General features: G+C 69.8%; 14 protein-coding genes. 7 read left to right on the top strand and 7 right to left on the bottom strand.

All coding sequences use genetic code 11. The annotated features are described in order from the left end of the window. Window positions 1-190: 190 nt before the first annotated feature. The 6 genes from VE326_14080 (at window position 191) to VE326_14055 (ending at window position 5,500) form a co-directional block, all read left to right on the top strand. Window positions 191-1,084, top strand: a complete 894-nt coding sequence (locus VE326_14080) for an ABC transporter ATP-binding protein (protein ID HYJ34335.1) — start codon at window positions 191-193, stop codon at window positions 1,082-1,084. A gap of 61 nt (window positions 1,085-1,145) precedes the next feature. Then, window positions 1,146-2,468 (top strand): ABC transporter permease, encoded by a 1,323-nt coding sequence (locus tag VE326_14075; GenBank protein HYJ34334.1) that lies wholly within the window; start codon window positions 1,146-1,148, stop codon window positions 2,466-2,468. Window positions 2,469-2,506: 38 nt separating this feature from the next. After that, the gene (locus VE326_14070) at window positions 2,507-3,127 is read left to right on the top strand and encodes a TMEM175 family protein (GenBank protein HYJ34333.1); all 621 of its coding nucleotides are present in this window, start codon (window positions 2,507-2,509) and stop codon (window positions 3,125-3,127) included. 148 nt (window positions 3,128-3,275) lie between these two features. Further along, a complete protein-coding gene (locus VE326_14065; protein HYJ34332.1) occupies window positions 3,276-3,872 on the top strand; it encodes a choice-of-anchor R domain-containing protein in 597 nt (198 codons plus the stop codon). A 51-nt stretch (window positions 3,873-3,923) separates the two neighbouring features. Next, window positions 3,924-4,655 carry a sulfite exporter TauE/SafE family protein gene (locus VE326_14060; GenBank protein HYJ34331.1) on the top strand — a complete coding sequence of 244 codons (732 nt, stop codon included), beginning with the start codon at window positions 3,924-3,926 and terminating at the stop codon, window positions 4,653-4,655. 2 nt (window positions 4,656-4,657) lie between these two features. Then, the gene (locus VE326_14055; GenBank protein ID HYJ34330.1) at window positions 4,658-5,500 is read left to right on the top strand and encodes a GNAT family N-acetyltransferase; all 843 of its coding nucleotides are present in this window, start codon (window positions 4,658-4,660) and stop codon (window positions 5,498-5,500) included. Window positions 5,501-5,569: 69 nt separating this feature from the next. Here the strand turns inward: VE326_14055 and VE326_14050 are convergent, their stop codons facing one another. The 6 genes from VE326_14050 to VE326_14025 form a co-directional block, all read right to left on the bottom strand. Beyond that, complete coding sequence (locus VE326_14050; GenBank protein HYJ34329.1) at window positions 5,570-6,019, bottom strand: DUF488 domain-containing protein; 450 nt, start codon at window positions 6,017-6,019, stop codon at window positions 5,570-5,572. Window positions 6,020-6,063: 44 nt separating this feature from the next. Continuing rightward, complete coding sequence (locus VE326_14045; GenBank protein ID HYJ34328.1) at window positions 6,064-8,238, bottom strand: C39 family peptidase; 2,175 nt, start codon at window positions 8,236-8,238, stop codon at window positions 6,064-6,066. Window positions 8,239-8,249: 11 nt separating this feature from the next. Continuing rightward, the gene (locus VE326_14040) at window positions 8,250-8,648 is read right to left on the bottom strand and encodes a PA2779 family protein (protein ID HYJ34327.1); all 399 of its coding nucleotides are present in this window, start codon (window positions 8,646-8,648) and stop codon (window positions 8,250-8,252) included. 142 nt (window positions 8,649-8,790) lie between these two features. Continuing rightward, window positions 8,791-9,456: an isoprenylcysteine carboxylmethyltransferase family protein gene (locus VE326_14035; protein HYJ34326.1), complete on the bottom strand. Its 666-nt coding sequence runs from the start codon at window positions 9,454-9,456 to the stop codon at window positions 8,791-8,793. Between the two features lie 90 nt (window positions 9,457-9,546). Further along, complete coding sequence (locus VE326_14030) at window positions 9,547-11,166, bottom strand: L,D-transpeptidase family protein (GenBank protein HYJ34325.1); 1,620 nt, start codon at window positions 11,164-11,166, stop codon at window positions 9,547-9,549. A gap of 72 nt (window positions 11,167-11,238) precedes the next feature. Beyond that, on the bottom strand, window positions 11,239-11,961 hold the full coding sequence (locus VE326_14025; protein ID HYJ34324.1) for a hypothetical protein: 723 nt from the start codon (window positions 11,959-11,961) through the stop codon (window positions 11,239-11,241). Window positions 11,962-12,094: 133 nt separating this feature from the next. On the opposite strand from VE326_14025, the gene VE326_14020 reads away from it, so the two are divergent. Further along, window positions 12,095-12,745, top strand: a complete 651-nt coding sequence (locus tag VE326_14020; GenBank protein HYJ34323.1) for an NAD(P)-binding domain-containing protein — start codon at window positions 12,095-12,097, stop codon at window positions 12,743-12,745. 55 nt (window positions 12,746-12,800) lie between these two features. Here VE326_14020 and VE326_14015 read toward each other — a convergent pair whose 3' ends face one another. Beyond that, window positions 12,801-13,436, bottom strand: a complete 636-nt coding sequence (locus VE326_14015; protein HYJ34322.1) for a nuclear transport factor 2 family protein — start codon at window positions 13,434-13,436, stop codon at window positions 12,801-12,803. Between the last annotated feature and the right edge of the window lie 161 nt (window positions 13,437-13,597).

Raw genomic sequence — 13,597 nt, 5'->3', positions numbered from 1 at the left:
GGCGCATCGCCGCGCGGACATTTCGCGATGCAACGAATATTTTCTCCGCGCCTCCCGGCCGCGCGGATTTTTTTTGCGCCGCGCGCGCGAACGCGCAATACTTCGCGGGCAACAACGTCCCCGCGGTGATCGCGGCCGCTCGGCTGCCCTCCGGGGATATCGCGCGCCATGACCTTGCCGGGGGGATTTCGTGAGCGCCATCCGCGTGGAAGATCTGCGGAAATCGTACGGCGACCTGCTCGCCGTCGATGGCGTCTCGTTCGACGTCCGCCAGGGCGAAACCTTCGGCCTCCTCGGCCCCAACGGCGCCGGCAAGACCACCACCATCGGGATGATCGCGGGAACCCTGCGCCCCGACGGCGGCTCGGTGCGGGTCGACGGCCAGGAGGACCCCACCCGCTCCTCCGTGCGGCGCCGCATCGGCGTCGCGCCGCAGGCGCTGGCCCTCTATGGCGACCTCACCGGCGAGGAGAACCTCGCCTTCTTCGGAAGGCTCTACGGTCTCTCGGGCGCGCGGCTCCACGAGCGCGTGGAGTGGGCGCTCGCCTTCTCCGGTCTCGCCGACCGTCGGAAAGACCGTGTCCATCGCTACAGCGGCGGCATGCAGCGCCGCCTGAACCTCGTCTGCGGCCTGCTCCACGATCCCCCCGTCGTCGTCATGGACGAGCCGACCGTGGGGGTGGACCCGCAGTCGCGGAACCTCATTTTCGAGAACATCGACGAATTGAAGCTCCAGGGACGCACCATCCTCTACACCACCCATTACATGGAAGAGGCCGAGCGGCTCTGCGACCGCGTCGCGATCATGGACCATGGCAAGATCCTGGCGCTCGACACCGTGAACGCGCTGCTGCGCCAGCACGGGCGCCTCTCCACCGTGGAGATCGAGTTCGCCGACCGGCCGCGGTCGCTGGAGGGGCTGGGCGGCTCGTGGGACAAGGGGACCTGGCGGGTGCAGACGGAAGAGCCGGTGCAGGTGCTCCAGCGCGCGAGCGCGGCGGGGCACCCGGCCAACGTGTCGATCCGCCGCGCCAATCTGGAGCATGTGTTCCTGCAGTTGACAGGGCGATCGTTGAGGGATTGAGGGTCACCGGGTGTGGTGCGTGGGGTGGTGGACGTGATCGGGTCATAGGGGTGAGCCGCCGGTGAAGGCTCTCCTCACGATCGCCCGTAAAGATCTGAAGCTCCTGATCCGGAACCGGGCTTCGTTCTTCTGGGTGCTGGGCTTTCCGGTTCTCGTGGCCCTGCTCTTCGGGGCCGTCTTCTCCGGCAGCGGCGGGCGGCCCAGCCTGCCCGTCGCCGTGGTGGACCTGGACCGCACCGACTACTCCCGCGCGCTGGTGCAGCGCCTCCGCGAATCGGAGGCGCTCCGGGTGCGCGAGACCCCGCTCGACTCCGCGATCACCGCCGTGCGCCACGGCGACCTCACCGCCTACATCGCGCTCCGTCCCGGCATGAGCGAGAACTTCGGCTTCGGAGGGGACAGCACCTCCGGGATCGAGATCGGCATCGATCCGCGCCAGCGCCCGACCGCAGACATGCTCCGCGGCCTCGTGACGCAGGCGGTCTTCATGGGGATGCGCCAGTCGTTCGGGACCGGCGGAGCGGGCCGGGAGCTGATCGCGCGGCAGCTCGAGAAGCTGCAGGCCGACACGACCGCCTCGACCGACCGCCGGCTCCGGGGCGAGCGCGTGCTCCGCTCGCTCGAGTCGTTCATGACGGTGCTCGACTCGGTCGAAGCCCCCGAGCAGGCCGCCGCCGACAGCGCGGGACCGGCAGCCGGGATCGCCGCGGGCAGCGACTCCACGAGCAAGGCCATGGGCGGCCCGCGCATCCACATGGTCGAGGTGACCGAGCAGGACAACGGTCCGCGCACCGCGTACGAGGTGACCTTCCCCTCGGGGCTCGCCTGGGCGCTGATCGGGACCTGCATGGCCTTCGCGATCTCGATCGTCTACGAGCGGCTCACCGGAACGTTCCTGCGTCTCCGCCTCGCCCCGGTGAGCCGGGCGCAGGTGCTGGCGGGAAAAGCGCTCGCCTGCTTCATCGGCTGCCTCATCTCGACCGGCTTCCTCTTCGCGATCGGAAGATTCTTCTTCCACATCCGGGTGAGCGACCCGCTCATGCTCGCGGCCGCCGTCGGCGCGGCGGCCTTCTGCTTCACGGGGCTCATGATGCTGATCGCAGCGATCGGCCGCTCGCCGCAGAGCGTCTCGGGCGCGGGGTGGGCCGTCATGCTGGTCCTCTCCATGACGGGCGGCGGCATGATCCCTCTCTTCGCGATGCCCCCCTGGCTGCAGGCCCTCAGCAACTTCAGCCTCGTGAAGTGGGCGATCCTGGGCGTCGAGGGCGCGGTCTGGCGCGGCTTCGGCTGGGCGGAGATGGCGAGGCCGCTCGGCATCCTCGTCGTGGCGGGCATGATCGCGTTCGCGCTCGGGGCCGCGGCGCTCCGCCGCTCGGAAGGCTAGGGGCCGGCCGGCGCCCGCCGCGAACCGACCCTCCGCACATGACCGAATCCGCCGGCGAGCGCGACACCTACCGCGTCGAGGCCTTCAGCGACGGCGTCTTCGCGATCGCGATCACGCTCCTGGTGCTGGAGTTCAAGGTGCCGCGCCTGGGACCGGCGGCCTCCGGCCCGGAGCTCTGGGCGGCGCTCCAGACCCTCTGGCCCTCGCTGGTCGCCTTCCTCGGCTCTTTCGCGGCGATCCTCATCATGTGGATCAACCATCACGGCCTCTTCCGCATGGTGCGGCGGGTGGACGCGCCCTTCCTGTACGCGAACGGGGCGATGCTCCTCATGGTGACGTTCGTCCCCTTCCCCACCGCCGTGCTCGCCGAGTACCTCGGCCACGCGGGCGAGCGGGTCGCCGCCGCGTTCTACTGCGGGACGTTCGTGGCGGTCTCCCTCACGTTCCAGCTTTGGTGGTACACCGCGAACCGCCGGCGCCTGCTGCAGGCGCACGTGACGCCGGCCGCCGTCGCGCGGATCTGGGGCGCCTATCGCTTCGGGCTCGCCGTGTACGTCGCGGCGACCCTGCTCTCGTTCTGGAAGGCCGTCGCCGGACTGGGGTTGTGCGTGGCGCTCTGGGTCTACTGGGCCGCGCTCAGCTACCGGGCCGAGAGCTGAGTTTGGCGCGCCGATCCAACGAATTCGGGGTTGAGGGTGTCTCCGGAAGCAGGGATGATTACGTAGGGTCGAGCAAAGGGGGACCCAAACATCAGGGGCCGGATCTGAGCGGCCCTTTGGATACAGTCCGTGTCCAGGAAGGACCCCCATGTTTCGACGAGCCTTGCTCCTCGCGCTCGTGCCGGCCCTCGTCATCTTCGCCGGCTGCAGCGACGACGACCACCACGACTTCAAGCCGATCGTCACCACCACCCTCATCAGCAACCTCTCCGGCGCGGAGAACGCCGAGATCAGCCTCGACAGCGGACGCGTCGCGGCGGTCGGCTTCACGATGCCGGACACCTCCTACGCGTTGACGGCGGCGCGGCTCAAGCTGCGCGTCGGCGCCGGCGAGTCGGACAGCATCGTCGTCCGTCTCTTCCGGAACAGCGGCGGCAATCCCAGCTCGCCGATCCTCACCTTCAACAAGCCTCTGCTGCTCCCGGAGAACAACACGCCGACGGTGAGCACGTTCACGACCCCCGTCCTGTACACGCTCCAGGCGGACTCGACCTACTGGATCGTGGTCTACAACGCGGGATCGGGCTCGGTGGGGTGGACCACCGGCAGCCCGTCCCTGACGCCGACCGGGCTGGCGACGTTCGCGGGGGCGCGATTGGACAGCCTGATCGCACCGGCGCCGCCGACGAGCAACACGAACGCGATCGGGCAGTTCTCGGTGATCGGGACCCGAATCAATCCGTAGCGAATCCTTGATGATGCCGCGCGGCGCGAGGCGGTGTACGCTTCGCGCCGCGTGCACGCTCCGGCCTATTTCTTCGCCGCGGGATTCGTCGCCGAGGTCATCGCCACGATGGCCGGCTTCGGCTCGTCGACGCTTCTCATGCCGGTGGCGACGCTCCTCTTCACGTTCCCGACCGCGCTCCTCCTGGTCGGGGTGTTTCACGTGGCCGGCAGCGGCAGCCGCGTGGTCTTCTTCCGCCACGGCCTCGTGCGGCGCGTGCTGCTGGGGTTCGGAATCCCCAGCCTCGCGCTCACGCTCCTGGGTGCCCTCCTCGTGCGCTCCACGCCGGAGCCGACCTTGAAAGGGCTGCTCGGGCTCTTCCTGATGGCCTATGCCGCGATCTCGCTAAAGCAGAGCCTGCGGCTCCGCCCCACACTCGGCGCCATGGCCGCCGGAGGGGCGGTCTCCGGCTTCCTGGCGGGGCTGATCGGCACCGGGGGCGCGCTCCGCGGCGCGTTCCTGAGCGCCTTCCGGATGCCGCGCGACGAGTACCTGGCCAACGCGGCCGCGATCGCCTTCGCGGTGGACCTGACGCGGCTCCCCGTCTACTTCGGTCAGGGCTTCTCGCGGAGCGTGCCCTGGACGTACTATCCCCTGCTCGTCGGAATCGCGTGGCTGGGCGCGTTCGTCGGGCGGCGTCTCGTCGCCAGGATCGCCCAGGAACCCTTCCGCCGGGTCGTTTTCGCCCTGCTGCTCCTCACGGGGCTCGTCTTCACGATTCGCTGGATCCAAGGAGCCGCCTGACCATGTTCGAGCCTTTGATTCCGCCCGATCAGATCCGCCTCCTCGAGCGGTACGAGATGACCTGCTGGCGCACCTGGTTCATGGCGCCGGGGCCGGCCCTGATCGACCAGCTGGGCCTCCGCTTCGAGAACCTGTACGGCGCGCAGCTCGCCATCTCCTCCAAGCTGGACCATCTCCTCTTCAACCGGGTGCTGGGCCTGGGGAACGAGGAGCCGGTGAGCCCCGCCATCGTGGACCGGATCATCCAGACCTACATCGCCTCGGGCGTGCCCCGCTTCTTCATGCAGGTGAGCCCCGTCGCCGAGCCCAAGACCATCACGGGATGGCTCAAGGATCGCGGCTTCGAGATGATCGAGCCCTGGGCCAAACTCCGCCGCGGCCTGGGCCCCGCGCGCGAGATCGAGTTCGCCCCGCGCATCGTGCAGATCCCCGCCTCCGACGGCCATCTGGCCAAGGTGTGGGGCGGCATCGTGCAGACCGCGTTCGAGTATCCGCCCGAGACCGCCGAGTGGTTCTCCGAGCTCGTGGACCTGGGCCGGTGGCGCACCTATCTCGCCTACGAGGGGGACAAGCCGGTCGGGGCGGCCGCGCTGTTCGTGAACGGCGAGTGGGCGTCGTTCGAAATCGGGGTCGTGCTCCCCGAGGCGCAGGGGCGCGGCATCCACAGCGCCCTGATCGCGCGCCGGATCCAGGACGCCGAGGCGGCCGGCTGCAAGGTGATGACGATGGAGACCTCGGCCGAGAAGGGACAGGGCCGCGCCCAGTCGTTCCGCAACGCCCGGAGGATGGGCTTCGAGCTGGCCTATTTCCGGGAGAACTGGGAGTGGAACGGAGCGGTGATCTAGCTCGTTGCGGGACGCTTCGGAGGGCGGGGCGCGATCCCGCGGGCCGCCCGGAGCGCGCCCGGCGGGCGGCTACTCCGTCCCCAAGTGCTCCACCCTCCCCCGCTTCTTGCGCTTCCACCGCGCGGCGAGCACACCGCGGTGGCAATCGGCGGGGCTGCGCTCGAAGCACATGATGCAGACGCGCTTCTCCGCCCGGGCGTAGTCGCCGATCAGCGTCGAGAACTCCTGGAGGATCTCGGGGTGGGCCTCGAGGTGTTGCTCGTAGGCGCGGATCAACCCCTCGGTTTCCGACTCCTTCGCGCGCAGCTTCTTCGGATTCCCCGCAAACTGCGCGTGCACGTATTCGAGCCCGGCGGTCCGTGTGGTCTCCGACAGCGTCCCCTTGGAAAACCCGGGCTTGTGGCTCCAGGCCACGTCGCGCACGTCCATGAGGACGTCGATGCCGGCGCGGCGCAGGATCGCGAAGAACTCCTCCTGCGTCCGTTTCTCGTAGCCGATCGTGTAGAGCGTGGGGGTCATGGCGTGCTTCCCGGCTTCCGGCGCGTCCGGGCGTCCAGGCGCGTTCAGCGCGCCGAGAGCCCCGCCGAGATCGCCGTCTCCTGATCGCGAAGTCCGTATCCGAAATCGATGCGCAGCTCGCCCCGGCCTCCGAGGCTGGCGAGCCGCAACCCGCCGCCGACGTCGAACTGCCAGGGGATGTCCCGGGGGACCAGCGGCTCCCAGGCTTTCCCTGTGTCGAGGAAGGCGGCGAGGCCGATCCGCACGGTCTTCACTTCCCACGGAAAGACGCGTCGCTCGAAGTTCCCGTAGGCGAGCCGCCTTCCGAAGATCAACCCATTCACGATGCCCTCCTCGAGCAGCGGGTGCGCGCGGAGGAGCGGGTCGCGCCCCGAACCGTTGCTCGCGCCGGGCCAGAGTGCGAGCGGCGCCCGCGAGGAGGCGGCCGAGAATCCGGCGCGCATCAGCCAGTCCCCGTGATTGAAATCGTCCGAGCCGTAGCGGGCGAGGAGATCCCCGGCGCGGAACGCCCGCTCGCCGCCGGTGGCCCATCCGGCGCCGGACAGCGTGAACGCGAAGTGGTCGCCGACGCTGTGCGCCTCGAGCGCGCCCTGGACCGTGGCCCAGTTGTGCCCTCCGGCTTCCACGACCACGAAGCGCTCCAGGCCTCCTCCGAACTCCATCCGCCAGTCGGGCGAGATCCAATCGCCGTAGCTCACCACGACGCGCCGCCGATCCTCCCGCACGCGCACGCCCTCCACCGAGGGCTGGAGGGCATAGGTCTGGCGTTCCCCCATGCCCTCCAGGCGGAAGAGCCCCGGGCGTCCCCCCAGCGCGGGCGCGTCCATCGTCAGCATCCCCCGCGGGCGGTTCTGCTGGAAGCGATAGCGCGCCGTCCACAGCTCGCCCAGGCGAAGGGGGCTGGAGAGGCGCAGGGCCACCTCGTTGCTCGCGACGGCGCGGCCCGCCGCGATGCCGAGGTCGAGCGGGCCGTCGAACAGGAGCGGGCGCTCCGAGACCGCGATGCGCACCTGAGCGGCGCCGTCGGCCGAGGGGCGCACTTCCATGCGCGCGCGGGAGGCCGCGGGGACTTCGTCCAGGCGGCGCTGCGCGCGGCGGTACTCGTCCCACGTGATGAGGTACCCGGGCGGGAGATCCACCTGGTCGGACACGGCCTCGTAGCGCGTGCGCCGGAGTCCCTCGACCTTGATGAGGTCGCTGCGCGGCTCGGAGACGTGGTTCCAGGCTTCGAGCGCCTCCTGCACGTCGCCGTCCATGTATCGGCTCCCGGCAAGGAGGCGCCACGTATAGGCGTCGTTCGGCTCCAGCTCGATCGCCCGCCGGGCGAGCGAGCCCGCGTCGGCGTAGCGCTTCTCGCGGAAGCGGAGTCCCGCAAGCTCGCGCACCGGAGCGGCCGACGTCGGACAGATCGTGGCGGCGGCGTTGAGGAGCCCGGCGGCCTCCGCGTCGGCGCCGGTCCTCGCCTTCTGGACCCCCTCGCTCACCATGCCGTCGCAGCCCGAGATCGTCGGGCCGCTGGTCGCGACCTCCGGGATCACCGGCGTGTCGAACGCCGTGGTGTCGGGCGGAGGCGGAGCCGGCGTCCCGGTTCGCGACTGCTCCAGCGCGACGCGCGAGGGATCCGCGAGACCCTCCCTCCCCTGCGGCGGAAGCACGAGCAGGGCCCAGCGGCCCGCCGCGTTCCAGGCCTTGTCGAAGTCCTGCGCGGATCGGGTCTGGAAGGGGCCCACGGCGGGATCGTGGAGGATCACGCCGGTCGGGGTGGCCGCGAGGAGCACGACGTAGTGGCGCACCGGAGTGCCGGTATCCAGAAGCGCGATCACCGGCCGTCCGCGCGCGAGATGGTCCCGCAGGTCGGCCGCGGTCGCCTGCATCGGAAAGACCGGGCAGCCGCGGGCCCGCGCGGCCGCCACGAGCGAATCGCCCCGGATCCCGTTCTCCCCCGGGAGCACGAGCGACGCGAAATCCTCGGCGCGCGCGCGGGGATCCCCCCAGTAGCGGAGCACCATGGCCAGCGCCGCCCCGCCGCAGAGCCGCTCGCTCTGGGGGACGTAGGGAACGTCCAGGAGGCGGACTACGGGAGCGGCTTCGGCGCCGGGCGCGGGTTGTGTGGCGGCAAGCGCCGTCGGGGCGGCGGGGCTCGCCGCGGACGCCGGAATGCCGTGAAGGGCGGCCGACGCGACAATCGCGCCGGCCGCCGCCAACCGCAGCATCGTCATCACGGCTTGGGTCAGAGGATCGCGATCAGCACGACGAGCGCGACCACGACGATGATCACCATGGTCCATGTCATGGTGATCGTCTTGCCGCCCGCGAGCTGGGAGTCGGCGTCACGCGCCTGGGCCGCGAGACGGGTCAGCTCGGGACCGGAGAGGGTGCCGATGGCGGCGTCCGCGCGCCGGAGATCGAGCCCCGCCTGCCCCGCGACGCGGCGAACGTCCGGCCGTGAGAGCAGGTCGCGGATCGCCTGGCGGTCGTCCGCTTCGGACTGGATCTTCTGATCGATCCGGGCCTGGATCTCGGGGCCGGAGACGATGTGGTCCGGCTCGGCCGCATGGCCGAACGTCGGGGCGAGGCTCAGGATCAGGAGCGCTGCGAGGAAGAGCAGGGGCATCATTCGGGTCTTCATGTAGGTCCTCCAGGGCGGGCCGGCTCTGCGTCCGGCGCGCCGCGCGTGAGCGGCGAACAAAAGGGGGCATGGACCCACGGTCCAGCCCCCGCACCATTGTGGAGGAATTGCTCCGGCCAAGGAACAAACGTTTTGGAACTTCTCAATAGACCCCGGGCACCAGCCGCGACGTCCGTCCCATGTAGCCGCGATACGTCTCGCCGAACTCCTCGACCAGGAGCTGCTCCTCGACGTCCATCCGGCGCTTGAACATCCAGAAGACGATCGGCAGGAGCGCCACCGCGATCGAGCTGCGGAAGACGCCGGCGAATCCAATGTCCATGAGGAGGATTCCCACGTACGAGGGGTGCCGCACGAAGCCGTACACGCCGGAGGTCTGGAGCGAATGCCCCTTCTGGATGGCCGCCACCGACGCGAAGCGCCCCCCCAGCGCCATCATCGGCCAGACGCGAAGCAGGGCGCCGGCGGCGAGCACGGCCAGCCCCGTCCAGCGGAGGGCGTCGCCGCCCGGCAGGACCCAGATCTCCCGCGCGTCCATGTACGGCATGACCCACGCGGTGGTCAGCGAGTGCGCCATCAAGAGCGGGAAGAAGGGGCGCCAGTCGGGAGCGTGCTTCACGCCGCGGCTCCGCCCGGCGGTGCACAGCGTCATCACCGGCATCATGAGCAGGTGGATCGCGACGACGCCCACCCGGACGGGGTGGGCGAAGAAGCCGTCCCAGCTTCCCCACGCCATCACCATGAGGAAGAGGAACAGCACGACGTTCATCGGAATGCCGATGAGCTGCTTCAGCGGAACTCGGGACATGGGCGGCCTCCGGAGGACGGCGCGGGCCCATTTCGGCCCGGCGCAACGGGTCCCCAGGAAAATCGGCCGGATCGCCCCAAACTTGAGCCGCTATCCCCTCCGCCCCGCGTTCAGCGCCGCGGCCAGCGGCGCGTCGTATCCATAGATATCGTTCGCGTAGTGCACGTCGCCCTTTGCCCCGACGCTGACTGTCCAGTAGACGATCAGCACCGGGATCGGGTGCTCCAGCGCCACGTTCCGCGTCGCACCCTCCGCCACGGCGTTCCGGACGCCGCCGGCTCCGATCTGGTCGCGAAGCAGGAGATCCGCCAGCTCCATCGCGTTCTCCACGCGGATGCACCCGTGGCTGAAGGTCCGGTCGCGCGCCGCGAAGAGGCGCTGGTTCGGCGTGTCGTGGAGGTAGATGGAGTACTTGTTCGGGAAGAGGAACTTGACGCGGCCGAGCGGATTGCGCGAGCCCGGAAGCTGCCGCAGCGTGTAGGGGAAGCGGTCGGGCGACGCGTTCCAGTCGACCGAGGCGGGGTGGACCTCGCGTCCGCGCCGGTCGTAGATCCTGAGCCCCCACTTCATGAGCACGTTGTCGCCGTTCCGCATGGCGTCCAGCACCTCGTATTTCGCGATCGTGGGAGGCAGCGTCCAGTCGGGATTGAAGACCACGGTCTGCATCGTCGAGCGGAAGGTCGGCGTCTTCATGTACTCGTCGCCGACCTGCGTCCGCGCCTCCCAGATCCGGCGCTGGTCGCGGATCAGGTAGGCCTTGAAGGCCGGGATGTTCACGAGCAGGAAGTCGTCGCGGAGGCCGTTCAGCACCCAGCGGGCCCGCTCGAGATTCGCGCGGACCTGGTTGATCCGCTCCTGCACCGGCACGTTCATCGCGGCGACCGTCGTGGGACCAATCACGCCGTCCGCGGGGATCCGATGCAGATCCTGGAAGCGGCGTACCGCTTTGGCGAGCGCGGCGTCGTAGTGCGCCGGGTCGGCGCCCGCGCCTCCGCGGAATTCCCCGCTCGCCTCCAGCCGGCGCCGCACGGCGGCGACCCGCTCGTCGCGGGCGCCGGGCGCGATGGGGCGCCCCGAGGCGACGCGCGGCCAGCCGCCCTGGTCGGCAATGTCGCGCAGCGACGCCAGCTCGCGCACGAGTCCCTTGTAGATGAAGTGGTTGGGCCGACGCGCCTCGATCGCCCGCGACAGGTCGGGCGCCGACCGGATCTCGGCCAGCTGCTGCTCCACCGGGGGCGCTCCCTCGCGCGGATCCACATTCCAGGCGGCATTCAGCGTCACGGGCCGCACGCGCCCATAGCGCACGTGGTCCGCCATCGCCGCCACCGCGTCGGAGAGCAGGATGTCCAGGTCCCCTTCCAGCTCGGGGCTCGAGCCGTTGTCCCGCTCGGACACCATCTGCTCGATCGCCTTCAGGTGGTAGTCGGCGGGATTGAGACCGTCGGCCGTCACGCCGCGGATCGCCTGCACGATGTCCTCGGCGTCGCGGCCGCTCCAGGCGGGACGGGCCTGGCGCGCCCGATAGAAGCGCCCCAGCGCCTTCGGCTGCCAGAGCCGCTCCCCGCGCAGCGTGAGCGAGCCCTGCTCCAGCCCGGGCAGGCGCACCTGCACCCGCTCGGTCACGCCGGGCGGGGCCGGCGCATAGTTGGCCGTGGCCAGGATGAGCAGGACGAAGAGGGCAGGGATGGAAACGTTCCGTAGCGAAACCATGTAGGGCTCCTCGCGCGGGGAGCGGCGCCCGGCGCGGCCGTCCGGAGTCCGAACGGCGGCGCCGACGCGCGGTCAGCGACTCCCGGGATGCGCGCTCGAGTAGAGAACGTGGGTCTTCATGCGGAACTCGTCGTAGGGGACGACCGTTCCCATCCAGGCGTACGCCGAATCGCGGGAACGGGCGGTCATGTCCTCGTAGGCGACCGCGATCAGCCGGCCGTCCTTGGAGAAGAACTCGGACAGGAACTGATAGGGGCTCCCGCTGATCCGCGCGGACCGGCGCTTTTCCTCACGCCGGGAATAGCCCAGCAGCTTCCCATTCTTGTAGTAGGTGTAGTCGTGCGTCACGAGGCGGGTGCTGTCCGGCTCGTACCAGATCCGCTGGATCAGCTTCCCCTTCTCGTTCCAGAGATAGCGCGGACCCCAGCCGGCGTTGGCGGCGTCCCACCGCGATCGTGTCGTGTCGTAGAACAGCATCACCCGGCTGTGCTCCTCGACGTCCTCGAGCGACGCGACCGCGATCGCGTCGTCGTCGTCCCACGCGTGAATGCGGAGCGCGCAAGGCACCCCGCCGATCGTCATGGCTTTCGGCCACCGCTTCGCATCCAGGAGCCGCGCATCGTCCATGGGAAACACCGGGACGTCGCGCGCGGCGAAGTGGACGCGATCGCGGATGGAGGCGGGGAGCGTCGCGCGGTTCCAGTCCCCCGCCGCCGCCGTCGACCCGGCGACTATTGCGAGCAAGGCGAGGGCCAGCCGCGACGGCCAGCCCCATGAGAGAGCACCGGATCTCATGGAAAAAGAATAGCAGCCCCCGAATCGGCCCACGTACCCTCCCCGTCTAAGGAAAGCGTCGGTCGACAGTTGGCGCTCCGAAGCGCCGGAACCGCGCGGGCCGCGAACCCCGCGCTCAACGAAAGGCGATTCGATGAAGATCGGAATCCTGGGATCGGGAAGCGTGGGGAAGGCGATCGGCGCCGGCTTCGCGGCGCTCGGCCACGACGTGAAGATGGGGAGCCGCGAGCCGGATCGAGACGACGTGAAGGAGTGGCGAAAGGGTGCGGGGGGCAAGACCTCGTCGGGAACCTTCGCCGAGGCGGCCGCGCACGCGCAGCTCGCGGTGCTCGCGACCGCGTGGAGCGGCACCGAGAACGCGATCAAGCTGGCCAAGCCCGAGAACCTCGTGGGCAAGGTCGTGATCGACACGACCAACCCGCTCGACTTCAGCGTCCCCGGCCGCCCCCCCGTGCTCGCCGTCGCGGGCGGCGACTCCGCGGGAGAGAACGTCCAGCGCTGGCTGCCCCAGGCCCGCGTGGTCAAGGCGTTCAACATCGTCGGCAATCCCGACATGTTCCGGCCGAGCTATCCCGGCGGACCGCCCACCATGTTCATCGCCGGCAACGACGATGGCGCCAAGAACGAGGTGCGGCAGGTGCTGGAAGCGTTCGGATGGCCCGACACCGTCGATCTCGGCGGCATCGAGAACGCCCGCTACCTCGAGCCGCTCGCGATGGTCTGGATCGTGAACTACTTCCGGAGCGGAAAGGGCGGCTCGGCGTTCAAGCTGATCCGGAAATAGGGCGCGTGACGGGACACGGCGGTCCGCCCTCGGGACAAGGCGCCTTGCCGGCGCGTCACCCTCGCGGTCTTGCGTCGTTGCGCCACATCTTCCACTGCCCGGACTCGTACTTCCAGACCTGCACGAACTGGCCCGAGTCGATCGAGGACGGTCCGCCTCGCACGGGAACGGTCTCGAACCGGTAGGTGCCGGTCTCGTAGGCGCGATCGCCCTCGACTCGGAGGGTGCGCGTGATGATCGACCCTTGGCGCATCCGGATCTTCGAGAAGACGTTTCCCATGACCGAGGTGATCCGCTCGCGCCCCTGGAGGAGCTTTCCGTCGCGGCGCATCAGGGTGCCCTCCTTCGCGAAGACGTTCGCGAAGAGATCGGCGCTTCCCACTTTCCAGGCCTGGATGTACTGGGCGTTTCCGGAATCGATGTCGGCGCGGACCTGCTCCAGCTTGGGGCGGAACGCCAGGCTGTCCAGGTCGGTGGGGATGCCCGGGGATCCCGGAGCACGCTCGGAGACTCCGGGGGCGCCGGGCCTTCCGGCAAGGCTGTCGGTGATCTGCAGGGGCGCGTTCTCGGTGCTCCGGGTCTCCGATTTCCGGCCGCAGCCGGAAAGGATCATCGCGGCGATCAGCCCCGCCAGACCCGCAACCGTCACCAGGGCCAAAACCGCCGGCCCGCCTCGCATCCTTCGGCTCATGAGCCACCTCCACCGTGGCCCCCTGTCACCTCGTCCCGTCCTAAGTGTCACCGTGACGAGCCGGCGATTCAAGATCTCCGGCAATCGACGCCGGAGGGACGGGGGTGTATACATGAGGTGCGCGCGCATCAACCAGGGCGGCGACGCGGCGCCGTCCGTGT

The sequence above is a fragment of the Candidatus Binatia bacterium genome (genome assembly GCA_035631035.1).
GTDB lineage: Bacteria > Eisenbacteria > RBG-16-71-46 > SZUA-252 > SZUA-252 > DASQJL01.
This window is presented reverse-complemented; position numbering and strand designations above follow the sequence as displayed.

What these genes read in the sequence shown, in the direction of transcription:
- VE326_14070 (HYJ34333.1), top strand. Translation starts at nt 2,507, where the DNA reads ATGACCGAATCCGCCGGCGAGCGCGACACCTACCGCGTCGAGGCCTTC.
- VE326_14065 (HYJ34332.1), top strand. Translation starts at nt 3,276, where the DNA reads ATGTTTCGACGAGCCTTGCTCCTCGCGCTCGTGCCGGCCCTCGTCATC.
- VE326_14055 (HYJ34330.1), top strand. Translation starts at nt 4,658, where the DNA reads ATGTTCGAGCCTTTGATTCCGCCCGATCAGATCCGCCTCCTCGAGCGG.
- VE326_14050 (HYJ34329.1), bottom strand. Translation starts at nt 6,019, where the DNA reads ATGACCCCCACGCTCTACACGATCGGCTACGAGAAACGGACGCAGGAG.
- VE326_14045 (HYJ34328.1), bottom strand. Translation starts at nt 8,238, where the DNA reads ATGACGATGCTGCGGTTGGCGGCGGCCGGCGCGATTGTCGCGTCGGCC.
- VE326_14040 (HYJ34327.1), bottom strand. Translation starts at nt 8,648, where the DNA reads ATGAAGACCCGAATGATGCCCCTGCTCTTCCTCGCAGCGCTCCTGATC.
- VE326_14035 (HYJ34326.1), bottom strand. Translation starts at nt 9,456, where the DNA reads ATGTCCCGAGTTCCGCTGAAGCAGCTCATCGGCATTCCGATGAACGTC.
- VE326_14030 (HYJ34325.1), bottom strand. Translation starts at nt 11,166, where the DNA reads ATGGTTTCGCTACGGAACGTTTCCATCCCTGCCCTCTTCGTCCTGCTC.
- VE326_14025 (HYJ34324.1), bottom strand. Translation starts at nt 11,961, where the DNA reads ATGAGATCCGGTGCTCTCTCATGGGGCTGGCCGTCGCGGCTGGCCCTC.
- VE326_14020 (HYJ34323.1), top strand. Translation starts at nt 12,095, where the DNA reads ATGAAGATCGGAATCCTGGGATCGGGAAGCGTGGGGAAGGCGATCGGC.
- VE326_14015 (HYJ34322.1), bottom strand. Translation starts at nt 13,436, where the DNA reads ATGAGCCGAAGGATGCGAGGCGGGCCGGCGGTTTTGGCCCTGGTGACG.